Annotated in this window: 23 protein-coding genes; 13 read left to right on the top strand and 10 right to left on the bottom strand. The window is 63.8% G+C overall.

The genetic code is table 11. From position 1 onward, the window contains the following. Positions 1 to 301: 301 nt before the first annotated feature. Entirely contained in the window at positions 302 to 940 is a 639-nt protein-coding gene (locus tag NLY43_RS26200; RefSeq protein ID WP_023711122.1) for a cysteine hydrolase family protein, read from the bottom strand. Positions 941 to 1,067: 127 nt separating this feature from the next. Between NLY43_RS26200 and NLY43_RS26195 the strand changes: the two genes are divergently transcribed. Continuing rightward, positions 1,068 to 2,063 (top strand): helix-turn-helix domain-containing protein, encoded by a 996-nt coding sequence (locus tag NLY43_RS26195; RefSeq protein ID WP_286458882.1) that lies wholly within the window; start codon positions 1,068 to 1,070, stop codon positions 2,061 to 2,063. Between the two features lie 14 nt (positions 2,064 to 2,077). Here the strand turns inward: NLY43_RS26195 and NLY43_RS26190 are convergent, their stop codons facing one another. After that, complete coding sequence (locus tag NLY43_RS26190; RefSeq protein ID WP_023711120.1) at positions 2,078 to 2,635, bottom strand: sugar O-acetyltransferase; 558 nt, start codon at positions 2,633 to 2,635, stop codon at positions 2,078 to 2,080. A gap of 154 nt (positions 2,636 to 2,789) precedes the next feature. Between NLY43_RS26190 and NLY43_RS26185 the strand changes: the two genes are divergently transcribed. The 4 genes from NLY43_RS26185 to NLY43_RS26170 all read left to right on the top strand — a co-directional run bounded on the left by NLY43_RS26185 (position 2,790) and on the right by NLY43_RS26170 (position 7,080). Further along, complete coding sequence (locus NLY43_RS26185; RefSeq protein ID WP_023711119.1) at positions 2,790 to 3,251, top strand: membrane protein; 462 nt, start codon at positions 2,790 to 2,792, stop codon at positions 3,249 to 3,251. Beyond that, positions 3,248 to 4,639 carry an FAD-containing oxidoreductase gene (locus NLY43_RS26180; RefSeq protein WP_023711118.1) on the top strand — a complete coding sequence of 464 codons (1,392 nt, stop codon included), beginning with the start codon at positions 3,248 to 3,250 and terminating at the stop codon, positions 4,637 to 4,639. Before NLY43_RS26185 ends, NLY43_RS26180 begins: the two co-directional genes overlap by 4 nt. Before the next feature lie 115 nt (positions 4,640 to 4,754). Beyond that, on the top strand, positions 4,755 to 5,933 hold the full coding sequence (locus NLY43_RS26175) for an MFS transporter (protein ID WP_023711117.1): 1,179 nt from the start codon (positions 4,755 to 4,757) through the stop codon (positions 5,931 to 5,933). A 91-nt stretch (positions 5,934 to 6,024) separates the two neighbouring features. Further along, complete coding sequence (locus NLY43_RS26170; protein ID WP_023711116.1) at positions 6,025 to 7,080, top strand: succinylglutamate desuccinylase/aspartoacylase family protein; 1,056 nt, start codon at positions 6,025 to 6,027, stop codon at positions 7,078 to 7,080. 1 nt (position 7,081) lies between these two features. Here NLY43_RS26170 and NLY43_RS26165 read toward each other — a convergent pair whose 3' ends face one another. Then, a complete protein-coding gene (locus NLY43_RS26165) occupies positions 7,082 to 7,852 on the bottom strand; it encodes an isocitrate lyase/PEP mutase family protein (RefSeq protein WP_023695831.1) in 771 nt (256 codons plus the stop codon). A gap of 321 nt (positions 7,853 to 8,173) precedes the next feature. Here NLY43_RS26165 and NLY43_RS26160 point away from each other — a divergent pair, with 321 nt between their 5' ends. Beyond that, positions 8,174 to 10,363 (top strand): anthranilate synthase, encoded by a 2,190-nt coding sequence (locus tag NLY43_RS26160; protein ID WP_023711115.1) that lies wholly within the window; start codon positions 8,174 to 8,176, stop codon positions 10,361 to 10,363. A gap of 23 nt (positions 10,364 to 10,386) precedes the next feature. After that, entirely contained in the window at positions 10,387 to 11,316 is a 930-nt protein-coding gene (locus tag NLY43_RS26155; protein WP_196813681.1) for a cation diffusion facilitator family transporter, read from the top strand. A 6-nt stretch (positions 11,317 to 11,322) separates the two neighbouring features. Here NLY43_RS26155 and NLY43_RS26150 read toward each other — a convergent pair whose 3' ends face one another. From NLY43_RS26150 to NLY43_RS26140, 3 genes are all read right to left on the bottom strand, one after another. Beyond that, positions 11,323 to 11,709, bottom strand: a complete 387-nt coding sequence (locus NLY43_RS26150) for a type II toxin-antitoxin system VapC family toxin (RefSeq protein ID WP_023711114.1) — start codon at positions 11,707 to 11,709, stop codon at positions 11,323 to 11,325. Continuing rightward, positions 11,706 to 11,951 (bottom strand): antitoxin, encoded by a 246-nt coding sequence (locus NLY43_RS26145; protein ID WP_023711113.1) that lies wholly within the window; start codon positions 11,949 to 11,951, stop codon positions 11,706 to 11,708. The genes NLY43_RS26150 and NLY43_RS26145 overlap by 4 nt, the downstream gene beginning before the upstream one ends. Before the next feature lie 65 nt (positions 11,952 to 12,016). Continuing rightward, positions 12,017 to 13,105 (bottom strand): hypothetical protein, encoded by a 1,089-nt coding sequence (locus NLY43_RS26140; protein WP_023711112.1) that lies wholly within the window; start codon positions 13,103 to 13,105, stop codon positions 12,017 to 12,019. A 100-nt stretch (positions 13,106 to 13,205) separates the two neighbouring features. Here NLY43_RS26140 and NLY43_RS26135 point away from each other — a divergent pair, with 100 nt between their 5' ends. From NLY43_RS26135 to NLY43_RS26115, 5 genes are all read left to right on the top strand, one after another. Then, on the top strand, positions 13,206 to 13,634 hold the full coding sequence (locus tag NLY43_RS26135; protein WP_023711111.1) for a DsrE family protein: 429 nt from the start codon (positions 13,206 to 13,208) through the stop codon (positions 13,632 to 13,634). Between the two features lie 73 nt (positions 13,635 to 13,707). After that, the gene (locus tag NLY43_RS26130) at positions 13,708 to 14,487 is read left to right on the top strand and encodes an SDR family NAD(P)-dependent oxidoreductase (protein WP_023711110.1); all 780 of its coding nucleotides are present in this window, start codon (positions 13,708 to 13,710) and stop codon (positions 14,485 to 14,487) included. 79 nt (positions 14,488 to 14,566) lie between these two features. After that, on the top strand, positions 14,567 to 14,875 hold the full coding sequence (locus tag NLY43_RS26125) for a putative quinol monooxygenase (protein ID WP_023691624.1): 309 nt from the start codon (positions 14,567 to 14,569) through the stop codon (positions 14,873 to 14,875). A gap of 80 nt (positions 14,876 to 14,955) precedes the next feature. Continuing rightward, a complete protein-coding gene (locus tag NLY43_RS26120) occupies positions 14,956 to 16,044 on the top strand; it encodes an AbrB family transcriptional regulator (RefSeq protein WP_023711109.1) in 1,089 nt (362 codons plus the stop codon). Positions 16,045 to 16,089: 45 nt separating this feature from the next. Further along, on the top strand, positions 16,090 to 16,842 hold the full coding sequence (locus NLY43_RS26115; RefSeq protein WP_023669968.1) for an SDR family NAD(P)-dependent oxidoreductase: 753 nt from the start codon (positions 16,090 to 16,092) through the stop codon (positions 16,840 to 16,842). A 53-nt stretch (positions 16,843 to 16,895) separates the two neighbouring features. Here the strand turns inward: NLY43_RS26115 and NLY43_RS26110 are convergent, their stop codons facing one another. Then, positions 16,896 to 17,792 carry a LysR family transcriptional regulator gene (locus NLY43_RS26110; RefSeq protein WP_023669967.1) on the bottom strand — a complete coding sequence of 299 codons (897 nt, stop codon included), beginning with the start codon at positions 17,790 to 17,792 and terminating at the stop codon, positions 16,896 to 16,898. 146 nt (positions 17,793 to 17,938) lie between these two features. On the opposite strand from NLY43_RS26110, the gene NLY43_RS26105 reads away from it, so the two are divergent. Continuing rightward, a complete protein-coding gene (locus tag NLY43_RS26105; RefSeq protein WP_023686183.1) occupies positions 17,939 to 19,474 on the top strand; it encodes an MFS transporter in 1,536 nt (511 codons plus the stop codon). A 10-nt stretch (positions 19,475 to 19,484) separates the two neighbouring features. On the opposite strand, the gene NLY43_RS26100 is transcribed toward NLY43_RS26105, so the two are convergent. The 3 genes from NLY43_RS26100 to NLY43_RS26090 are packed head-to-tail and all read right to left on the bottom strand — an operon-like array spanning position 19,485 to position 21,747. Continuing rightward, on the bottom strand, positions 19,485 to 19,799 hold the full coding sequence (locus NLY43_RS26100) for a nuclear transport factor 2 family protein (RefSeq protein WP_031199220.1): 315 nt from the start codon (positions 19,797 to 19,799) through the stop codon (positions 19,485 to 19,487). After that, positions 19,799 to 20,575 (bottom strand): esterase family protein, encoded by a 777-nt coding sequence (locus NLY43_RS26095; RefSeq protein ID WP_023748138.1) that lies wholly within the window; start codon positions 20,573 to 20,575, stop codon positions 19,799 to 19,801. The genes NLY43_RS26100 and NLY43_RS26095 overlap by 1 nt, the downstream gene beginning before the upstream one ends. Before the next feature lie 5 nt (positions 20,576 to 20,580). Then, positions 20,581 to 21,747, bottom strand: coding sequence for an ATP-grasp domain-containing protein (locus NLY43_RS26090; protein WP_023711108.1), 1,167 nt, complete (start codon positions 21,745 to 21,747; stop codon positions 20,581 to 20,583). Between the last annotated feature and the right edge of the window lie 28 nt (positions 21,748 to 21,775).

Here is a 21,775-nt window from a genome sequence, read left to right as displayed (position 1 = left end):
CAATTGCTAGCCCCCACAATCTACCAAAGCACTTGGATCAAAACCCAAATTACACTCTCTGGCAAGTCGAACCTGACGTCTGTGAAATGCGTCACTCTTGTCGTATTCTGCTTTTGCTCATGGATGGCGGCGGAATCGGCGCACGAGTGGCACGTTATTTTGAACAACGAACGGCGCAAAGAGGAGATTTTCAACGACACGCTCCAGACCGTGGATCGGTTTGGACAACACTCATAGAGGGTGCAAACAAAAAGGGCCCTACGTCACCGCAGCGCCCTTTGATTTTGCCGGAAGCCCTTGCCTACGCCGCGTTGCGCGCCAGCGCCCGCTGGTTGGAGGCATAGATCGTGTCGCGCTTGGGCAGAGCGCCCGTCTTCAGGCAATCGATCCATTCGGCGGTGTCGAGCACGGCCGCAAAGCGCGACTGCAGGATGATCGTCACCACGCGGTGGATCTCCTCGGCTGAGGCATAGCCGGCGCTGTTGGCATAAGGCACCGAGCCGGTGGCATCGGACAGGAACTCGACCGCAAAGCCGACATGCGCGGCATGGATGATGGTCGACAGGTCGCAATTATGCGTCATGTAGCCGATCACCGTTATCGTATCGATGGTATTGGCGCGCAGCCACGCCTCGAGGTCGGTGCCGGCAAAGGCGCTAGGCAGTGACTTCTCGACATAGTGGTCGCGGCTTCGCCGGGCGATCTCGGGATGCAGTTCGCCGCCATGGCTGCCCTTGGCGAAGACTGGCGAGGTCTCGGGCGCCATCTGCTTGACGACCACCACCTTCACGCCGGCCGCAGCGGCGGCATCCATAGCGCGCGCGACATTGACGACGCTGTCGCGGAACGGCGGATACTGGATGGCGAGGTTGCCGCCATCATAATCGTTCTGGACATCGATGACGATGAGTGCGCGGCGCGGCGTGATATTGGCGGACATGGTGTTCTCCTTCGGGCTTGAATGGGACAGGTCGAAAATAGACGGATCGCCCGACTGCCAAAAGTGGCCCGATTGACATCATTCGAAAGAATTGGGACAATTCGCTTTTCGCTTGCTGGAAACACGCATGGCCGACCCGATCATTGCCGTTCTCGCCTTTGACGGCATCAGCCCGTTCCACCTCTCCGTGCCGTGCGTGGTGTTCGGCACCGACCGCACCAAGCTTGGCTTGCCGCGTTTCGACTTTCGCGTCTGCGCGCTCGACGATGGAGCGATCCACACCGATGCCGGGCTGACCATCGCGGTGCCGTATGGCCTTTCCGCATTCGACGATGCCGACATCGTCATCATTCCGAGCTGGAAGGATCTCGAGGCCCCACTTCCGCCGCCGCTCCTGGCAGCGCTCACCCACGCGCACCGGCGCGGTGCGCTGATCGTCGGCCTCTGTCTCGGCACCTTCGCCATTGCCGCCGCCGGGCTGCTTGCGGGCCGGCGTGCGACGACACATTGGGCCTCCACCGACCGGCTGCAAACATTATACCCGGACATCGAAGTCGACGCCGACGTGCTCTATGTCGACGACGGCGACATCGTCACCTCGGCCGGCGTCGCCGCCGGGCTCGATTGCTGCCTGCACATTGTGCGCGCCCGCTATGGCGCAGAGGTAGCGCTGCGGCTGGCAAGGCACATCGTGCTGTCGCCGCACCGGCAGGGTGGGCAGGCGCAATTCATCGAACGCCCGCTGGCGAAAACCCCGGCCACCGACCGCTTCACCCTGGCGCTGGACACGGTCCGGGCAACGCTCGGACAAACGCACAACCTCGACCGCGTCGCGGAGGCCGCGGGCCTGACCCGGCGCACTTTCACCCGCCGTTTCCAGAAATCGATCGGCACCAGCTTTGGCGAATGGTTGGCCGGCCAACGCATCGAACTGGCGCAACGGCTGCTGGAGGCGACGGAAAAATCGATGGACATGGTGGCCTTCGAAGCCGGCTTCGGCAGCGCCACGTCGCTGCGCCAGCATTTCGCCGCACGGCTCAAGACGTCACCGGCCCAATACCGGCGTGAATTCTCGCGGCGAGCCGGTCCGGACGAGCGCATGGCACGCACGGCTTCACGCTGACCGCCCACGAAGTGTCAGCCCCGCTTGACCGCCCGCGCCGGATTACCGACCACCGTGGTGTTGTCAGGCACGTCGCGCGTCACCACCGCGCCGGCGCCGACTATGACGCCATTGCCGATGCTGATGCCGCCGAGGATGATGGCGCTGCCGCCGATCCAGGCGTCATTGCCGATGGTGACCGGCCGGGCAATCTCCAGTCCCGACTGACGGCCCGCGGCCTCCTTGTGGTGCTCGGCGCAGTAGATCTGCACATTGGGGCCGAGAAGCGTCCGGCTTCCGATACGCACCGGCGCGGTGTCGAGGATGGTGCAGCCGGCATTGAGGAAGGCGCCGTCGCCGAGATGGATGTTGAAACCGTAGGCGCAGTGGAACGGCGCCTCGATGCGGCCGCCCTCGCCCGTGCTGCCGAGCAGCACCGATAGCGCTGGACCGATATTGCCGCGTTGCTGGGGCGGCATCGTATTATGCTCGAACACCGCATCGCGCGCGATCACCCGCAGCGCCTCCAGTTCGTCGTCGATGCAGGTATACCATTCGCCTGCAATCATCCTTGTGCGTTCGCTATCGGCCATCACAGCGACTCCGTCCCTTCGTCGTGTTCGACTGTTTACCAAAGTACAATGCTCACTGATGGAAGAAGCACCATCGCCTACTCTGGTCAAACGCAGGACCTATGCTAGCTTGCCCTCGTGGGCCAGTCCCGGGCCTGCTTTCGAGGGGATCGACATGCTCTATTTGCTTGCACTTCTGATCGGCGTCATTGCCGGTCTTCGCGCCATGACCGCGCCGGCCGCGATCGCCTGGGGCGCTTATGTCGGCTGGCTGCCGGTGGCCGACACCTGGGCAAGTTTCATGGGCCATTGGGCCGCCGTCGGCATCTTCACCATCCTCGCCATCGTTGAACTGGTCACCGACCAGCTGCCCTCGACGCCGAGCCGCAAGGTGCCGCAGCAATTCGGCGCCCGCATCCTGCTTGGCGCCTTCAGCGGCGCGGTGATCGGCGCCACTGCCGGTTCCACCATTGGCGGCCTGATTGCCGGCGCCATCGGTGCCGTCATCGGCACCTATGGCGGCGCCGAAGCGCGCGGCCGGTTGGCCGCCGCCTTCGGCAAGGATTTGCCTGCCGCCCTCATCGAGGACGCGGTGGCGATCATCGGCGGCCTGCTGATCGTGGCGGCGGTGGTATGACTGCCCAAGCCTCAGACGCCAAGACATACGACGCCATCATCATCGGCGCCGGACAGGCCGGCCCTCCTCTCGCCGGCCGGCTGACGTCAGCCGGCATGAGCGTGGCGCTGATCGAGCGCAAGCTGGTCGGCGGCACCTGCGTCAACACCGGCTGCATGCCGACCAAGACCATGGTCGCCAGCGCCTACGCCGCGCATCTGGCGCGGCGTGCCGCGGACTACGGCGTGACGTTCTCAGGCCCTGTCGGCGTGGACTACAAGAGGATCAAGGCGCGCAAGGACAAGGTCACCAACGACTCCCGCAGCAATCTGGAGACGTGGATCGCCGGCATGAAGGGCTGCACGCTTTATCGCGGCCATGCCCGCTTCGAATCCGCCAACACGGTGCGCGTCGGCGACGAGCTTCTGACTGCCGAAAAGATCTTCCTCAACACCGGCGGCCGCGCCTCGGTGCCCGACCTGCCCGGCGTCAACGACGTCGACTACCTCACCAACTCCTCAATGATGGACCTCGAAATTCTGCCGCGCCACCTCGTCATCGTCGGCGGCAGCTATATCTCGCTCGAATTCGCGCAGATGTTCCGCCGCTTCGGTTCGGAAGTCACCGTCATCGAGAAGAGCCCGCGCCTGACCGGCCGCGAGGACGAGGACGTCTCAGCGGCCATCCTGTCGGTCCTCGAGAATGAAGGCGTAGCGGTCCATGTCGGCGCCGACAACATCGGCTTTGCCCAACAGGGCGAGGACATCGCCGTGACCTTCTCGAACGGCAAGCCGCCGGCTGTCGGCTCGCACGTGCTCCTGGCGCTCGGCCGCACCCCCAACACCGACGATCTCGGTCTCGACAAGGCCGGTGTCGCGGTCGACCTGCGCGGCTTCGTCACCGTCGACGACCAGTTGCGCACCAGCGTGCCCGGCGTCTGGGCGATGGGCGACTGCAACGGCAAGGGCGCCTTCACCCACACCTCCTACAACGATTACGAGATCGTCGCCGCCAATCTGCTCGACGACGATCCGCGCAAGGTCAGCGACCGCATCGAGGCCTATGCGCTCTACATCGATCCGCCGCTCGGCCGCTGCGGCATGACCGAGGCTGCGGTGAAGAAATCCGGCCGCAAGGCGCTGGTCGGCCAGCGGCCAATGACCCGCGTCGGCCGCGCCATCGAAAAGGGCGAGACGCAAGGTTTCATGAAGATCCTGGTCGATGCCGACACCAGGCAAATCCTCGGCTGCTCCGTGCTCGGCCCCGGCGGCGACGAGGCAGTGCACTGCGTGCTCGACCTGATGTACGCCAAGGCGCCGGTCGATACGCTGGCGCGCGCCGTGCATATCCACCCCAACGTCTCGGAGCTGTTGCCAACCATCGCCCAGGAGCTGAAGCCGCTCGCCTGACATAGCCCCGCGTCAAGCTCAGCGCTTTCTGCATTGGTGCGTTGCAGCAATGTGCATTGCGCGCGGCAAGGCTTCTCGTTCAGTCTGAATTGAACCGATTCAGTCTGGATTTTCCATGCCTTTGCCGATCCTTGCGCTTGCCATTGCGTCCTTCTGCATCGGCACCACCGAATTCGTCATCATGGGCCTGTTGCCGGAGGTTGCGGCCGATCTCGGCGTGTCGATCCCCTCGGCCGGCCTGCTGGTCACCGGCTATGCGCTGGGCGTCGTCTTCGGCGCACCCATCGTCGCCATGGCCACCGCGCATCTGCCGCGCAAGCCGGTGCTGGTCGCGCTGACGGCGATGTTCGTCGTCGGCAATCTGCTCTGCGCCATTGCGCCCAATTACTGGCTTCTGATGGCCGCGCGCGTCTTCACCGCGTTCGGTCATGGCGCCTTTTTCGGCATTGGTTCCGTCGTTGCCGCCAGCCTGGTGCCGCGCAACAAGCGCGCCAGCGCCATGGCGACGATGTTCGCGGGATTGACGCTCTCCAACATTCTCGGCGTTCCTGCCGGCACCGCGCTTGGCGAAGCCTTCGGCTGGCGCTCCACCTTCCTTGCCGTCGTCGGCATCGGCCTGATCTCTGTTGCCGCCATCGCCTGGCTGGTGCCATCCAATGTCGTCGAACCGAGCGGCGGCGGCCTGCGCAGCGAACTGCGCGTGCTGGGCAAGCTGCAGGTCTGGCTCGCCATGCTGATCGCCTCGCTGGCCTCGGCCAGCCTGTTTGCCGTCTTCACCTACATCAAGCCCTACCTTACCGATGTCTCCGGCCTGTCGACCTCCGCGGTCACCTGGGTCCTGCTGCTGTTCGGCGCCGGCATGACCATAGGCAACATCATCGGCGGCCGGCTGGCCGACTGGAAATTGATGCCGACGGTCATCGGCACGCTGCTTTTGATGGCAGTTCTGTTTGTCGGCTTCATGCAGTTCGGCGCTATCGCCAGCGTCGCCATCGGCGTCGTCTTCTTGTGGGGACTGCTGATCTTCGTCGTCGTGCCGCCGCTGCAGATCCGCGTCGTCGAAGCGGCTTCGGAAGGGCCGAACCTCGCCGCCACGCTCAACCAGGGCGCATTCAATGTCGGCAATGCCAGCGGCGCCTGGATCGGCGGCGTGGCTCTGTCGGCCGGCGTTTCCTATGCTCATTTGCCGCTGGTCGGCGCGGCGCTGGCCCTGCTGGCGGTCAGCGTCGCCGTCGTCTCGCAGGCGCTCGAAGGATCGGCGCCGATAGCGACGGTTCCGGCCGCCGCCGAATAATTCCATTGCGCCCATGGCGGCTCGAACTGGACCAATCGACAGCCCTTCGGCAAACGTGCATGTGTTCTGCCTCTTATCCTGGAGGCATCCCATGCAGAAATCGATCGAACGCATCGCCAGCGATACCGAAGGCGTTTCCTACGAATTCCCGGTGTTCCGCTTCGCCGGCGCCGACGCGGCAGCACCTTCGGCCTATCTGCAGGCAGCACTCCACGCCGGTGAATTGCCTGGTGTCGTCGCCATCGACGCCTTGATGCCGGCGCTGAACAAGGCCGAAGCCGAAGGCCGCATCAAGGGCAACATCACGGTCGTGCCCTGGGCCAATCCGGTCGGCCGCGCGCAATATCATTTCGGCGAGCACCAGGGCCGCTTCCATCTCGGCACCCGCAACAATTTCAACCGCGGCTTTCCACTGCTCGCCGCGCCCGACGCCAAGCTATTGCCCGACACCACGCTTGGCACCCCCGACCAGCGATTGAAGACCCGTCTGGTGCAGCTGTCGCTCGGCCACGACATCGTGCTCGACCTGCATTGCGACGACGAGGGCCTTGCCTATCTCTACGTCCACGCCAGCCTGTGGCCGGCAATGGCCGATTGCGCCGCCGCCATGGGTATCGACGCCGTGGTGTTGTGGAGCGAGGACACGGACGGCACCTTCGAGGGCGCCACGATCATGCCCTACCAGAACGTCCCCGCCAACGTGGCGAAGCTCGACCGCCGCGTTGCCACCACGGTAGAATACCGTGGCATGCTGGATGTCGACGGCACGCTGGCAAATTCCGATGCCGCAGGCCTCTACCGGCTGCTGGTGGCGCGCGGCGTCATCGCCGACACCGCCCTTCCCCCGCCCAGCCCGTTCAAGGGCCTCGTCGCGCCGCTCGAAAACATCGACATGATGCCGGCGCCCAGGGCCGGCGCCATCCTCTACGACGTCAAGCCCGGTGACCGCGTCGCGAAGGGCGCGCGCCTCGCCACCATCGTCCACACACCGGGCGAGGCCGGCGGCCGCACCGAGGTGCTGGCACCGCAGGACGGCGTCATCCTGACCCGCCGCTCGCGCCGCATCATCCGCGCCGGCGAGGATCTCTTGAAGCTGGTCGGCGACAAGAAGAGCGCCGACGCGAGGTCAGGCACGCTGGAGGACTGAGCTAACCCGAAATCGCCAGCCGCGCCTTGGCCTCGAGCCATTCGGCCATCTGCCGGTACGGCACCGGGCCGTGGCTGACACGGGCGACACCAAGCTCGGCCAGGCGCTGGCGCGGCGGCACATGCGCCAGCGCGATGATGTTGACCGGCAGCACGGTGGCCTTGCACAGCGCCTCGATCAGACCCTCGTCGCCGAGCCCCGGCGCAAAGAAGCCGCTCGCTCCTGCCTTTTCATAAGCGTGCGCCCGCTCGATGGCCTGGTCGAGCAGCACGCTGTCATGCACATCCGGCTTGGCCTTGAGGAAAATGTCGGTACGGGCGTTGATAAAGGCGGGAATGCCGGAAGCCTTCACCGCCGCCGCTGCCGCCTCGATGCGCTTCACCTGTATGGCGATGTCGTGCAGACCGGCGCCGCCGACGATCTGGTCCTCGAAATTGAAACCGATGGCGCCGGCCTGCAGGGCACGTGTCACCGTCTGGGCGACAGTCACCGGCTCGACGCCGTAGCCGCCTTCGAGGTCCATGGTCACCGGCAGGTCGACTGCCGCCACGATGCGCTTGATGTTGTCCAGCGCCAGCTCCAGCGGAATTTTCTCGCCATCGGCATAACCAAAAGCAGCCGCGACCGGCCAGCTTCCGGTGGCGATCGCCTTGGCGCCCGCCTTCTCGACGATCTTGGCCGAGCCCGGATCCCAGGCATTGTAGAGAACGATCGGGTTGCCCCTGACGTGGAGCGCATGGAACCTGCGTGCGCGCTCGATCTGCTCGGTCATTGCTTTCTTCCCGTCTTTCCGATGTTGGACGAACAGTCTAGGCAGGACCCCAAGCCTTGGCGATGTGCCATGGGCTGCGGAAGCGGCGGCCACAAACAGGCCTTTCAAACCTGTTGCGCATCCGGCTTTTCGCCGCTATGGATTTCGCCCATGAACATGCGCTCGATCAAGACCATTTGGTGGTGGGCTCGCTGACAGCGGCCTGTTCGAACGCGTGCGCGTGAAAATAGAGGGTGGCCGCAACGGAATGTCCGGGCGGCCATTTGTTTTTTCAAAGCCATTCCCGGGTCCGTTGCCCCAACAAGCCATATGGAGACGGCAATGACGATGACGGCTCTGGAAAACGGCGCGGAAAGCTTCGTGACCGCAGGTGGTGTCACCATCACCCGCGAATGCCACGACAAGCCTTACGCCGGTGCGATCGATGCTTATGTCGACGGCTTGAACTCGCGCCGTGGTGCGGTGTTTTCCTCGAATTACGAATATCCGGGCCGCTACACACGCTGGGATACGGCCATCATCGATCCGCCGCTGGTGATTTCCGCGCGTGGCCGCGCCATGCGCATCGAGGCGCTGAATGGCCGTGGCGAAGTGCTGCTGCCGGTGATCGGCAAGACGCTGGCCGGCATTGCCGAGGTGACGATTGCTGAAACCTCGAAAAAGCTGATCCGCCTCGATGTCGCCAAGCCCGGCCGCGTCTTCACCGAGGAAGAGCGCAGCCGCGTCCCCTCTGTGTTTACTGTGCTGCGCGCCATCACCGCTTTGTTCAAGACCGATGAAGACGCCAATCTCGGCCTTTACGGCGCCTTCGGTTACGACCTCGCCTTCCAGTTCGATCCGGTCGACTACAAGCTCGAGCGCAAACAGAGCCAGCGCGATCTCGTGCTGTTCCTGCCTGACGAGATCCTGGTCGTCGACCATTATTCGACCAAGGCCTGGACCGACCGCTACGACTATTCCGGCGACGGTTTTTCAACCGAGGGGCTGCCGCGGGACGAAATTGCCGAACCGTTCAAGACCGCCGACCGCATCCCGCCGCGCGGCGACCATGAGCCGGGCGAATATGCCAATCTGGTGCGCAAGGCGATGGACAGTTTCAAGCGCGGCGACCTGTTCGAGGTCGTGCCCGGGCAGATGTTCTACGAACGCTGCGAGACGCAGCCTTCCGAAATCTCGCGCAAGCTGAAGTCGATCAACCCGTCGCCCTATTCCTTCTTCATCAATCTCGGCGAAAACGAGTATCTGATCGGCGCCTCGCCCGAAATGTTCGTGCGCGTCAACGGCCGCCGCGTAGAGACCTGCCCGATCTCCGGCACCATCAAGCGCGGCGACGACGCCATTTCCGACAGCGAGCAGATCCTGAAGCTGCTCAATTCCAAGAAGGATGAATCCGAGCTGACCATGTGCTCGGACGTCGACCGCAACGACAAGTCCAGGGTCTGCGATCCGGGCTCGGTGCGCGTCATCGGCCGCCGCCAGATCGAGATGTATTCACGCCTGATCCACACCGTCGATCACATCGAAGGGCGCCTGCGCGAAGGCATGGATGCCTTCGACGCCTTCCTGTCGCATGCCTGGGCGGTCACCGTCACCGGCGCGCCGAAACTGTGGGCCATGCGCTTCATCGAGCAGAACGAAAAGAGCCCGCGAGCCTGGTATGGCGGCGCCATCGGCATGGTCAATTTCAACGGCGACATGAACACCGGCCTGACGCTCCGCACCATCCGCATCAAGGACGGCATTGCCGAGGTGCGAGCAGGCGCCACGTTGCTCTTCGACAGCATCCCCGAGGAAGAAGAAGCCGAAACCGAACTGAAGGCATCCGCCATGCTCTCCGCCATTCGCGACGCCAAATTGGGCAATGCCGCAGGCGCCGAACGCACCACCGCGCGCGTCGGCGACGGCGTCAACATCCTGCTCGTCGACCACGAAGACTCCTTTGTCCACACACTGGCCAACTATTTCCGCCAGACCGGTGCCAATGTCTCGACCGTGCGTTCGCCGGTGCCGGAAGAAGTCTTCGAACGGCTGAAGCCCGATCTCGTCGTGCTGTCGCCCGGACCGGGCACGCCGAAGGATTTCGACTGCGCCGCGACCATCAAGAACGCCCGTGCCCGCGACCTGCCGATCTTCGGCGTCTGCCTTGGCCTGCAGGCGCTGGCCGAGGCCTATGGCGGCGAGCTCCGGCAATTGCATGTGCCCATGCACGGCAAGCCATCGCGCATCCGCGTCTCCAAGCCCGGCATCATCTTCTCCGGCCTGCCCAAGGAAGTCACCGTCGGACGCTACCACTCGATCTTTGCCGATCCGGTGCGGTTGCCTGACGATTTCATCGTCACCGCCGAGACCGAGGATGGCATCATCATGGCCTTCGAACACCGCAAGGAGCCGATCGCCGCTGTGCAGTTCCATCCGGAATCGATCATGACGCTCGGCCACAATGCCGGTATGCGCATCATCGAGAATATCGTTGCGCATTTGCCGCGCAAAGCCAAGGAAAAGGCCGCTTAACGACGATGGCGGCGACGGACAACATGGCGGCGATCGCAGCGAAGGCAGCGGCCAGGCAAAGGATCGCCAGCCTTGCCTTCTGGTCGATTGTCATCGCCTGCGTGGTGCTCGCGCTCAAGCTTGCCGCATGGTACGTCACCGGCTCCGTTGCGCTCTATTCGGATGCGCTGGAGTCGATCGTCAACGTCATAGCCTCGGCCGCCGCCTATTGGGCGGTCCTGGTCAGCTACAAGCCGGCCGACCAGGACCATCCGTTCGGCCACCACAAGGCCGAGTATTTTTCGGCGGTGCTGGAAGGCGTGCTGATCGTGCTCGCCGCGCTTTTGATCCTCAACGAGGTCTGGCGCTCCTGGCAGACGCCGACCCCGCTCGAACAACCCTGGGAGGGCTTGGCGATCAACGGCGTCGCCACCGTCATCAACGCCTTCTGGGCCTGGACGCTGATCCGCGCCGGGCGCAGCGCAAAATCACCGGCGCTGGTCGCCGACGGCCGGCACATCATGACCGATGTCGTGACCTCGGTCGGCGTCTTCGGCGGCCTCGTCGGCGCTATCCTGACCGGTTGGCAGATCCTTGATCCGGCGCTTGCCGTCATCGTCGCGCTCAACATCCTGTGGCAGGGCTGGCACGTCATCGGCTCGTCGATGAACGGGCTGATGGACCGCGCAGTGGACACGACCGAACACATGCACATTCGCGACATCATCTCGGCCAATTGCAAGGGCGCGCTGGAGGTTCATGACCTCAAGACCCGCATCGCCGGCCGCGCCACGTTCATCGAGTTCCACCTGGTCGTCGACGCCGACATGACGGTCGGCGCCAGCCACGTCATTTGCGACCGCATCGAGGACGCGCTGAAGGCCGAAATCCCCTCGGTGCGCGTCACCATCCATGTCGAACCGGACGACGAGGCGAAGCTGCCGAAAGGCACGACGGCGGTGCCGTTCGCGTGAGACGAGTTACCACGTTTCGATAGTGAGATCTTTGATCCGCTCGAATTCCCGGATATTGCGGGTTATCAGCGTGAGGTCCCGAGCACGTGCCTGCCCGCCAATCAGCGCATCGTAGGGACCAATCGGGGTTCCCAGTGCCGCAAGCCCAGCACGAATCTCACCGGCATGTCTCGCGTCGTCTCGGTCGAATTCAAGTACCGGGAACTGCAAGGCGTCGATGCGCGCCAGATTTTGGACCTTTCGCTGGCTCTTTTCAGCGCCGTAGTACAGCTCATGCAAAACGACCGCCGAGAGAGCAAAGTCTTGTGGTGCATGCCGTTTGAGCAAAGCCAGCAGACCCTCGTCGCCCGCGATGACCGCTATGACGGCATTGGTGTCGAGCAGGTAGGTCACTTAAAGAGGTCATCCAAAGCAGGTCGATCCTGACCATCCTGACGCTCCAGCGCTCCCTGGGCGAAATCGTCGTCAACCGGTCCGATGACCTGGTCGAGCCATGCCCAATCCTGCGCAAGCGGCTCCAAGATGACAGTTTGCCCATGACGACGGATCGAAACCTCGTCTGCCTCGAACCGAAACTCCTTAGGCAAGCGCACAGCTTGTGACCGGCCTGACCAGAACACCTTTGCCTTGTCCATGTGCTATCCTCAAATGAGATATAGCAAAGATATATACCATGGTAGCGTCATAGACAAGATCGAACTCAACGAGTGCAGGCCGACTGCGGCATAGCCTCCAACCGGTAGACCTTGTCATCGGACTTGGTCTTGCCATCCGCCGAGCACAAATCGACGATCGCCAGGCTGCTATTGGGGTTGGCCAGCATAAGGGTGCCGTTGGCGCCGCGCTTGAGGAAGATTTCCTTTTGCGCGATATCGCAGGAAAAGTTGCTCATCTTCGAACTGGCCGCGCAGCGCCATTGATCCGCTTCACCCTGGCAGGAATAGGTCTGCGTGACCTTCGTCCCGTTCTTCCTGGTGGTCACCGAAACGGCGACATCGGAGCCGTCGGGCCAGTTGGCGACATCGCCTGAGGCAAAGGAGGCGAGTTCGACCGGCCCGCGGAAGACCCGGATCGACTGCGTCACCTGGTCGGGATGCGAGGAGAGATGCGCGGCATCGTAGTCTCGCCCGAAACAGAAAGGCTGGTCCGGCTTCAGTCGCTCGCGCAAGGGAGCCCCAAGCGCCGGATCGATCGGGTCGATCTTGGCGAATTCAGCCTGGCAGGTTGCGGCCGGCATCGGGTCGAGGCGGAAATTATTGTCCTCCGAGCCCAGAGCCTGCCGGTCATATTCGGCTTCGCCCAGTTCGTCTTCCGATCCGGCGTCGAGATAGAGATCGGACGAGACGTCGGTGAGGATCAGGCGGCCTTTGTCATCGAGCTTCAGCGACGCCATGGTGCGGTCGCAGTCCATGCCGCAGCGGATCGGACCTGACTTGCCGTCCTCGGACTCGTGATTGCACCAGCCGCCGGCCCATTGCGGCGCCTTGGCGCCGCGCACCGTGGTGGTGAGAAAACCGTTGTAGGAGGTGTCGGCGTTTGCCATCGGCTCTTCGTTCGGATGGCTCACCGGATCATGGCCATAGAGGAAGAAGATCCGCGCCACCTTCTGCTTTGGATGCGCCTTGAGGTGCGCCGCATCATAGACGCGGCCGAAACACGCATCGGCGCCATTCGGGCTGAGTTCGGGTAATTTAAGCGCATCGCCGGCAAGGGCCGAACTTGCAAGCGCGCCGAGCAGCACGCAGCCAAATCCAGCGCTGGCAACAACCTTCCACTTCCTGAACGCCATGTGACCCCCTCCTCGCATCGACAGGACGTAACGTGAATTTATGCTAGTATCATGGCCGCAGCCACGCAATTTGCGGGGAGCGCCAAGCCGAGAGGATGCCATGCGTCGACGCGACATGTTCCGGGCCAGCCTTGCCGGTGCCGCCGGCCTGTTCGGGCTGAGCCGGGCCGCCGCCGTTGAAGACAGACCGAAGGTCGCCTATCACCTCAGCGACCTCGATAAGGTCAACTTCGTGCTCGGCAACATCAAGAACCACTATGAAGGCACCGGCGGCAATGTCGACATCGTGTTGGTCGTGCATGGTCCGGCCCTCGCCGGCTTCAAGTCGAAAGGCATATCGGCGGCGATCTCGGGACGCTTTGCCGGCCTTGTCCAACAGGGCCTTGAGCCGCATGCCTGCGGCAACACCATGCAAGGCATGGAGATCACGCTTGCCGACCTGCTCGAGGGCTTCCACGCCGCCGACAAGGGCGGCGTCGTCAAGCTCGCCGAACTGCAGCGCCAGGGCTACGCCTATCTCCGGCCCTGAGCCGCCACGGGCTTGAACGTGAAGGCCATGAGAGCCTACGAAGGGTGGCCAAACAGCCCGAAGGAAAGTGCTCATGACCGCGACCACCCTCGTCATCCCCGATCTTGCCGGCAAAGCGGTGCTGGTCACCGGCGCTTCGACTGGCATCGGTGCCGCCCTTGCACTGGCCTACGCCGGCCAGAAATGCCGGGTCGCCCTGCACTACAATTCGAGCCGCGAAGCGGCCGAAACGCTGGCCAAGACCATCCGCGACAGCGGCGGTGAGGTGTTCCTGACACAGGGCGACTTCTCACAGGCAGCCGATGTCGAGCGGGTAGTCGAGGAGAGCGCCGAAACATTCGGGCGGCTCGACGGGCTGATCAACAATGCCGGCGGCATGCTCGGCCGCGTGCCCTATGCGGAGCAGACCGAGGCGCACTACGACGCGGTGATGGACCTCAACGCCCGCTCGGTGCTGACGGCCTCGCGCAAGGCGATGCCATGGCTGAAGAAGCAGGGCGGCTTCATCGTCAACACCTCGTCGATCGCGGCGCGCAACGGCGCCGGCGGCGGCGCCGGGCTGTACGGTTCGGCCAAGGCCTTTGTCTCCAATGTGACGCGCGGCATGGCCAAGGAACTGATCGGCTTCGGCATCCGCGTCAACGCGGTGGCGCCGGGCACCATCGCGACACCCTTCCATGAGCGCTATTCCACCGACGAGCAGATGAAGGGCATGGTCGCCACCATTCCTCAAGGGCGTGCCGGCACGGCCGAAGACTGCGTCGGCGCTTATCTGTTTCTGTCCTCCGATCTTTTGAGCGGCTACATCACCGGTCAGGTCATCGAGGTGAACGGTGGCCAGTTGATGCCGTGAGCCGGCAATTGCATACTGCGTCTCGCAACCATGCATGTCGTGCGCACGTTTGCTGAGGTTGGAAGAAAGGGGAGAGGCAATGTACGGATTGATCGGAAAGATGCGGGCGGCGCGCGGCCAGCGCGACGCGATCATGGATGTGCTGCTCGCCTCGACCGGCGCCATGCCGGGTTGCCTGAGTTATGTCATCGCCCGCGACCCGGCCGATGCCGACGCGATCTGGGTGACCGAAGTGTGGACCGACGCCGCAAGCCACAAGGCTTCGCTGCAGCTGCCGGAGGTCCAGGCAGCGATCGCCAAGGCCCGGCCGATCATCGCCGGCTTCGAATTCCAGGTCGAGACCCATCCGGCCGGCGGTTTCGGCCTGCCCGCCATCAAGAACGAGTGACATCCCAACGCGGGGTCGGGGTCGTGAATTTCGTCCGAGACAGCGTTCGCATTTTTCTCTTCCAGGTCTAAGACCCAAACATGGACTCTTCGCCAGACCAACCGGCCGTCGAACGCATGGCGCGCATGCGTCCGGTTCGGCAGTGGCTGGTGCTGCTGATCGTCTCGCTGCTGTTCGCCGGCGCGCTGGAATACGCCGCACTGCCGGCGGCGCTGCTGATCGGCCCGATGCTGGCGGCGATCCTTGCCGGCACCAATGGCGCCACGGTGCGCGTGCCGCGGCCGCTGTTCGCCGCCGCCCAGGCCTTGGTCGGCTGTCTGGTCGCGGCGTCGATCTCCACCGACATTTTTTCGGTGTTCTACAAGGAATGGCCGCTGGTCCTTGTCGTGGTGCTGGCGACCCTTGCGGCGTCCAGCCTGCTTGGCTGGTTGATCAGCCGCTGGCGCATCCTGCCCGGCACCACCGCGGTCTGGGGCTCGTCGCCGGGTGCTGCCACTGCCATGGTGCTGATGGCCGGTGCCTTCGGCGCCGATCAGCGCCTCGTCGCCTTCATGCAGTATCTGCGCGTCATCTTCGTCTCGATGACGGCGGCGCTCGTCGCCAAGATGTGGGTCGACACTTCCGGCATCGAGGTACCAGCCATCGTCTGGTTCCCGCCGATCGAACCGGCAGCCTTTGCCGCCACGCTCGGCGTGGCGCTGGTCGGCGGCCTGCTCGGCCGGTTGTGCCGGCTGCCGTCACCCTTCTTCCTCGGCACCTTCATCATCGGCACCATCGTCCATCTCGGCTTCGGCGTGGCGATGCAATTGCCGCCATGGCTGCTGGCGCTCTCCTATGCGATGGTCGGCTGGTCGATAGGGCTGAATTTTACCCGGGCGATCCTGCGTCATGCGACACGGGCGCTGCCGCAGATCGTCGGCTCTATCGTCGTGCTGATCGCCTTTTGCGGCGGGCTAGCCTGGCTGATCAGCCACGTCCTTGGTATCGATCCGCTGACCGCCTATCTCGCGACCAGCCCCGGCGGCATGGACAGCGTCGCCATCATTGCCGCCGCCGCGCAGAACGTCGACATATCCTTCGTCATGGCCTTGCAGTCGACCCGCTTCCTGGTCGTGCTCATCGCCGGGCCGAGCATAGCGCGGCTGGTGGCGAGAGCCGTCAGGGACTGAGATTCAAATATCCAGGGAAGAGGAAAAGTGCCCATGAAACGTCGTGTGAATGCCGTCGATCTCTCAGGCCGGGTCGCCGTGGTGACCGGCGGCGCGCAAGGCATCGGCCTTGCCGTCGCCCGGCGACTGCTGTCATCGGGTGCCAGCGTCGCCATCTGGGATGTGGACGAGACCGCCATGGCGAAGGCCGTTTCCGAACTCGCCCCGCTCGGCCGGGTCGAGGGTTTGCTGTGCGATCAATCGCTGATGGAGGCCGTCGACAGCGCCGCGACCGAAACCGAGCGCTCGCTTGGTCCGGTCGATCTGCTGGTAAACAATGCCGGCATCGCCGGACCGGCAGCGACGGTGGCGGATTATGATCCTGCCGCCTGGCGCCAGATAATCGACATCGACCTCAACGGCGTCTTCTACTGCTGCAAGCGCCTGGTGCCCGGCATGATCGCGCGCAGCTACGGCCGCATCGTCAACATCGCCTCGGTCGCAGGCAAGGAAGGCAATCCGAATGCCGCCGCCTATTCCGCCGCCAAGGCCGGCGTGCTCGCGCTGACAAAATCGCTCGGTAAGGAGTTGGCTGGCCACGACATCGCCGTCAACGCGCTGACCCCATCGCCCGCCCGCACCCGCATCCTCGAACAGCTCACTGAGGCCCAGGTCGCCTACATGCTGGGCAAGGTGCCGCGAGGCCGGTTCGTCGAAGTCGAAGAGGCGGCTGCGATGATCGCCTTCATGCTATCGGACGAAAATTCCTTCACCACCGGCGCAACGTTCGATCTCTCCGGCGGCCGCGCCACCTACTGAGAAGCGCCGCTGTTCCTTGCTGTCGCCGTCGCTGTCGGCCGCGAAGGACTAATTCAAGAGCCGCTCAGCGTCGCGGCAAGCCGGTCGGGAAGAAAGTCGACGAAGGCGCGAACCTTTGGCGACAAATGGCGATTGGACGGCCAAAGCAACCGGAACTGGCCGCGGCCGTCGACATGATCGTCCAGCACCGTGCGCAGCAGGCCGTCACGCAGCGCCTCGCGGACCAGGAAATCGGGCATCGAGCTGATGCCGAGCCCGGCCATCGTGGCGCCCTTCAGCGCCTCCGTGTTGTTGCAGGTCAGCATCGAGCGGACCTGCGGCTCGGCGCTGCCGCCGATGAACGGCCAGCCTTGCAGCTTGCCGCTGTTGGGAAAGCGGAAGCGGATGCCGTAATGGTTCACGAGATCGTCCGGGCGGCTCGGGTTGCCGTGCTGCTCGATATAGGAGGGTGCCGCACACAACAGCAGCCGGAAGGGTGCAAGCGGCCGCGCCACCAGGCGCGAATCCGGCAGGTCGCCGCTGCGGATCGCGATGTCGACGCCTTCGTCGATGAGGTCGACGATGCGGTCGTTAAAGTCGATGTCGAGTTCGATTTCGGGATAGCGCGCCATGAACTCGGACAGCACCGGGAACAGCAAATGATAGGTCACGATCGGCGTCGAAACGCGCAGCCGCCCATGCGGTGTTTCGCGGCTCCGCGACAGCATCGCCTCGGCATCGTCGATGTCGTCGAGGATGCGCCGCACCCGCTCGTTGAACAGCTTGCCCTCTTCGGTCAGGCCGATGCGGCGCGTGCTGCGCTGAAGCAACCTGACGCCGAGATCCTGCTCGAGCCTGGCGACGCTCTTGCCGACGGCCGATGCCGAGATGCCGAGCGTGCGGCCCGCAGCGATGAAGCTGCCGAACTCAGCCGTGCGGGCAAAGGCCAGGAGCCCATTGAGGCGTTCCATCGCATCTCTCCATTCGAGCGTTTCAGTCCGGTATATCTGGAGATTTAACACTATTTTTCTCGAAGTGTCGCGAGCCTATCTTCCCGTTACGACCGGCGCAGCAAGCTTGCGGCAGGCCGGCGGATCCTGGTTCAGATAGGAAATCCATGACCTCGAAGACCACAAACGGCGCGGTCGCGCCATGGCTTGTCCTGTTGTCGGTATGCCTTGCCGCCATGACAATGCCCTTGACCTTCACCGGCCCGGCCGTCGCGCTTTCCCGCATTGCGGCCGACCTCGGCGGCAGCCCGATCGCGCTCAACTGGGTGACCAACGCCTTCATGCTGACCTTCGCCGCCACCTTGATGGCATCAGGCGCGCTGGCCGACAATCATGGCCGCAAGCGGCTCTTCCTTGTTGGCCTCGCCACCTATGTGCTGGCATCGCTGGGATCGATGTTTGCCCCTGATATCGTCTGGTTCGATGTGCTCAGGGCTGCGCAAGGGCTCGGCAGTGCCGCCGCCTTTGCCGGCGGCGCCTCCGCTCTTGCCCAGGAATTCGATGGGCCATTGCGGCTGCGCGCCTTCTCCTTCCTCGGCACCAGTTTCGGCATCGGCCTCGCTTTTGGGCCGATCGCGTCGGGCCTGCTCATAGATGCTTTCGGCTGGCGATCGATCTTCGTCTTGGTGGCAGTGCTCGCGATTGCAGCCGCTTTGCTCGGCCTGCGCACCATCAGGGAATCGCGCGATCCGGATGCGACCGGCCTCGACTGGGCGGGAGCCGGCACCTTTACGATCGCGCTGGCATCGCTGACCTACGGCGTGCTGCAAGCGCCGCAGAGCGGCTGGACCGATCCCCTGGTGATCGGGCTTCTCGTGGCGGCCGCCCTTTGCTTTGCCGCTTTCGTCGTCGTCGAGCGGCGCGTGCGCCGGCCGATGCTCGATCTCTCGCTGTTCCGCTTTCCCCGCTTCGTCGGCGTCCAGTTCCTGGCGGCCGCTCCCGCCTATGGCTTCGTCGTCCTGCTGGTGCTGTTGCCTATCCGCTTCATCGGCATCGAGGGGATGAGCGAGATCAAGGCGGGGCAGTTGATGATCTGCCTGTCGGGACCGCTGTTGATCCTGCCACTGCTCGCCGGCCAGGTAGCGCGCTGGATCGCTCCGGCAACGATCTGCGGTGTCGGCCTGCTTGTGGCCGCCGGCGGCCTTGTCTGGCTGAGCCTGACACCGCCTGTCGTCGCAGCGCTGGTGGCGCCGCTGATCCTCATCGGCGTCGGCATCGCCTTGCCCTGGGGGCTGATGGACGGACTTGCCGTCGGCGTCGTGCCGAAAGAGCGTGCCGGCATGGCGGTCGGCATCTTCAACACCACCCGCGTCGCTTGCGAAGGCGTGGCGCTGGCGATCGTCATGGCAGTCCTGTCAGGTTTCACGGCAGCCCAACTGGCGGCTCAGGGAACGGCGTCTTCCCTGGATGCAACCGCCGCCGCGCAGCTGCTGGTGACCGGCAACATCGGCGAAGCGGCAGCCCGCTTGCCGGGTGCCGGAGCCACGGTCCTGGTCCAAGCCTATGAGATCGCGTTCGACAGGCTGCTGATCGTGCTGGCGGCAATCACCATCGTCACCGCCCTTGTCGTCTTTCTCGGCTTGCGCCGTGGATCGGCGGTGGAACACGAGACCATTGCTCTGCCGGTTTGCCAGGAAGGGTAGCTGAGCCGCGTCAGGAGATGACGAGGCTCGCTATGCGGTGGCCGTCCAGCACGAAGGTCATGTCACCCTCGCCGTTGAGGCCATTGCCTTTCACGGCAATGCGGACGCGGTAGCTGCCCTCGACCTCGGCGATGCGGACAATGCGAAGATTGGACTTCACGCCGATATTGTCCGACTGGTTCCAGCGCGCGATCTGCTGGCGGCCTTGGAAGGACCGCCCCCAGTCGGTCAGGGACGCGTCGGCTGTGAACGTGTGGAGAACGGCTTCGCTATCACCCGCATTGGTGGCCTCGATAAAGCGGCGGATAGGTTCGGGTGTGGTCATCAATCGAGCCGGTGCATCAGATCATCATCCAGCCAGCGGCCGAAGAAATAGACCAGTTGCTTGTGCCACCATGGCCAGTCATGACTGACATCGCCGCCCCAATAGTCGACCCAGGCGGGAATGGATTTGTCGCGCAGGATCTGTTCCAGCCTGCGGGTCTCGACCAGCATCCGCTCTTCCCAGGCGCCCTGCCCGCAGCAGAAGATCATCCTCAGCGCCTTCAGCCGGGCAAGCAGTTTTGGGTCTACGATGCCGGGCAGATAGTCGAGCGGTGAATTGTAGAAGATATCACCTTCCAGCGCCTTGCCGAAGAAGTCGCCCGCCGAATAGACGCCCGACAGCGCGATGACGCCGCTGGCGAGTTCGGGAAAGCGAAAGACGAAGTTCGTGGAATGATAACCGCCCATCGAACAGCCGGTGAACAGCGGCTTTAATTTGCGCCCGCCATTGGCTTGCTCGGCGGTCGCCAGAAACTCCGGCAGCGCCTCCTCGCGCACATATCGGAAATAAGCCTCGTGGCGACCGATACGGTGGGCGGCGCCGGCATGCTTGTTGAAGAACGATTCCGAATCGACGCCGTCGACCGCAAACAGCTGGATGCGGCCGGTATCGATGAATTCGGCCAGCGCTCCAACCCCTCCGGAATCCTCGAATTGGTAGAACCGCCCCTGCGACGTCGGGAACACCACCACCGGCCGGCCGGCATGGCCGTAGCGCTTGTATTCCATGTCGCGGCCGAGATTGCCGGAGAAATGCTTGTGATAGGAGATGTCCATCGCGTTCAAGCCTTTTCCGCGTGGATGTAGGCGACGGCCGCGCGCAGTGCTGCTTCGTCCTTCGAGCGCATCTGGTAGGCGTAATTTCCCATGGCGCGGCTGAAAACCTTTTCTATCGGCTGATGATGGACGATCTTGTCGCGATGCGCGGCTAGCACGTCCTCATGGCTGTGCAAATAGTGGAGGTGCTGCTTGCGGCTGGCATAAGCGGTGAAATATTTGCCCTCGTAAGGCCCGCCGGCGGCATCCTTCACCACCATGTCCGCCCAGGCCGCGTAGACGTCGATGTCGAACGTGTAGTTGATCGCATCGGTCATCCAGGCGCCGGGCGGCCGCATGTTGACCTCAAGCGCGATGACGCGGTCGTCCTTGGTTTCGAACAGCTCGATGTGGAAGAAGCGCTCGCGCACGTCGAACGCTTTGAGGATCTTGCGGCCGGCTTCTTCGATCGCCGGTCGGACCTTGGGAAAGCAGGTGTAGCTCATGTGGCGGTCCTTGTTGACCACTTCCATGATGCTCTGGTCGTAGCGGTGGCTGGCCGCCAGCACCACCTCGCCGTCACGGTTGACCAGCCCATCGAAGGTCACCACGAGCCCCTCGATGAACTGCTCCATGACGAAGGTCACGTCCTCGGGCTTGTCTCTGAAAAACTGGTCAAGCTCCCTGGCGTTGGAAATCTTGAAGGTGTTCGAGGCGCCGGACCCGGAATCGGGCTTCACCACCACGGGATAGCCGACGCGGCGGATGAAGGTCATGGCGCCGGCCCGGTCGGAGCATTTGCGCTGGGCGATGGTGTCGACGCCGCTCTTGCGGAAGAATGCACGCATGCGGCTCTTGCGCTTCAAATTCTTCACGAAATCGAGCTTGGTGCCGTAGATGTTGAAGTCGGTGCGGATGTTGGCTTCCAGCTCCAGCCAATGCTCGTTGAGTGACTCGAAGCGCTCGATCCGGCCCCATTTGTGGATGAAATGACCCATGGCCCGGAACACCGGATCGTAGTCCTCCATGTCGGCGATGCGGTAATATTCCGACAGGGCCACCTTCAGCTTCCCGTCCAGCGCCTCATAAGGCGCATCGCCAATGCCCAGCACCGTAGCGCCGGCCTTTTTCAGCCGGTCGCAGAAATCGGCGCCGTTGGCGGGAAAATGCGGCGAGAAGAAAACAAAATTCACGGATGATCCCTCCGACGGCGAAGCATTG

The organism is Mesorhizobium sp. C416B (assembly GCF_030323165.1).
In the GTDB taxonomy this organism is placed as follows: Bacteria; Pseudomonadota; Alphaproteobacteria; order Rhizobiales; family Rhizobiaceae; genus Mesorhizobium.
Note: the sequence above shows the minus strand (reverse complement) of the source record. Positions and strands in the feature narration are given on the sequence as shown.

What these genes read in the sequence shown, in the direction of transcription:
- NLY43_RS26130 (WP_023711110.1), top strand. Translation starts at nt 13,708, where the DNA reads ATGACCGCGACCACCCTCGTCATCCCCGATCTTGCCGGCAAAGCGGTG.
- NLY43_RS26180 (WP_023711118.1), top strand. Translation starts at nt 3,248, where the DNA reads ATGACTGCCCAAGCCTCAGACGCCAAGACATACGACGCCATCATCATC.
- NLY43_RS26170 (WP_023711116.1), top strand. Translation starts at nt 6,025, where the DNA reads ATGCAGAAATCGATCGAACGCATCGCCAGCGATACCGAAGGCGTTTCC.
- NLY43_RS26125 (WP_023691624.1), top strand. Translation starts at nt 14,567, where the DNA reads ATGTACGGATTGATCGGAAAGATGCGGGCGGCGCGCGGCCAGCGCGAC.
- NLY43_RS26105 (WP_023686183.1), top strand. Translation starts at nt 17,939, where the DNA reads ATGACCTCGAAGACCACAAACGGCGCGGTCGCGCCATGGCTTGTCCTG.
- NLY43_RS26120 (WP_023711109.1), top strand. Translation starts at nt 14,956, where the DNA reads ATGGACTCTTCGCCAGACCAACCGGCCGTCGAACGCATGGCGCGCATG.
- NLY43_RS26195 (WP_286458882.1), top strand. Translation starts at nt 1,068, where the DNA reads ATGGCCGACCCGATCATTGCCGTTCTCGCCTTTGACGGCATCAGCCCG.
- NLY43_RS26190 (WP_023711120.1), bottom strand. Translation starts at nt 2,635, where the DNA reads ATGGCCGATAGCGAACGCACAAGGATGATTGCAGGCGAATGGTATACC.
- NLY43_RS26160 (WP_023711115.1), top strand. Translation starts at nt 8,174, where the DNA reads ATGACGATGACGGCTCTGGAAAACGGCGCGGAAAGCTTCGTGACCGCA.
- NLY43_RS26185 (WP_023711119.1), top strand. Translation starts at nt 2,790, where the DNA reads ATGCTCTATTTGCTTGCACTTCTGATCGGCGTCATTGCCGGTCTTCGC.
- NLY43_RS26110 (WP_023669967.1), bottom strand. Translation starts at nt 17,792, where the DNA reads ATGGAACGCCTCAATGGGCTCCTGGCCTTTGCCCGCACGGCTGAGTTC.
- NLY43_RS26145 (WP_023711113.1), bottom strand. Translation starts at nt 11,951, where the DNA reads ATGGACAAGGCAAAGGTGTTCTGGTCAGGCCGGTCACAAGCTGTGCGC.
- NLY43_RS26100 (WP_031199220.1), bottom strand. Translation starts at nt 19,799, where the DNA reads ATGACCACACCCGAACCTATCCGCCGCTTTATCGAGGCCACCAATGCG.
- NLY43_RS26095 (WP_023748138.1), bottom strand. Translation starts at nt 20,575, where the DNA reads ATGGACATCTCCTATCACAAGCATTTCTCCGGCAATCTCGGCCGCGAC.
- NLY43_RS26200 (WP_023711122.1), bottom strand. Translation starts at nt 940, where the DNA reads ATGTCCGCCAATATCACGCCGCGCCGCGCACTCATCGTCATCGATGTC.
- NLY43_RS26175 (WP_023711117.1), top strand. Translation starts at nt 4,755, where the DNA reads ATGCCTTTGCCGATCCTTGCGCTTGCCATTGCGTCCTTCTGCATCGGC.
- NLY43_RS26165 (WP_023695831.1), bottom strand. Translation starts at nt 7,852, where the DNA reads ATGACCGAGCAGATCGAGCGCGCACGCAGGTTCCATGCGCTCCACGTC.
- NLY43_RS26140 (WP_023711112.1), bottom strand. Translation starts at nt 13,105, where the DNA reads ATGGCGTTCAGGAAGTGGAAGGTTGTTGCCAGCGCTGGATTTGGCTGC.
- NLY43_RS26155 (WP_196813681.1), top strand. Translation starts at nt 10,387, where the DNA reads ATGGCGGCGATCGCAGCGAAGGCAGCGGCCAGGCAAAGGATCGCCAGC.
- NLY43_RS26135 (WP_023711111.1), top strand. Translation starts at nt 13,206, where the DNA reads ATGCGTCGACGCGACATGTTCCGGGCCAGCCTTGCCGGTGCCGCCGGC.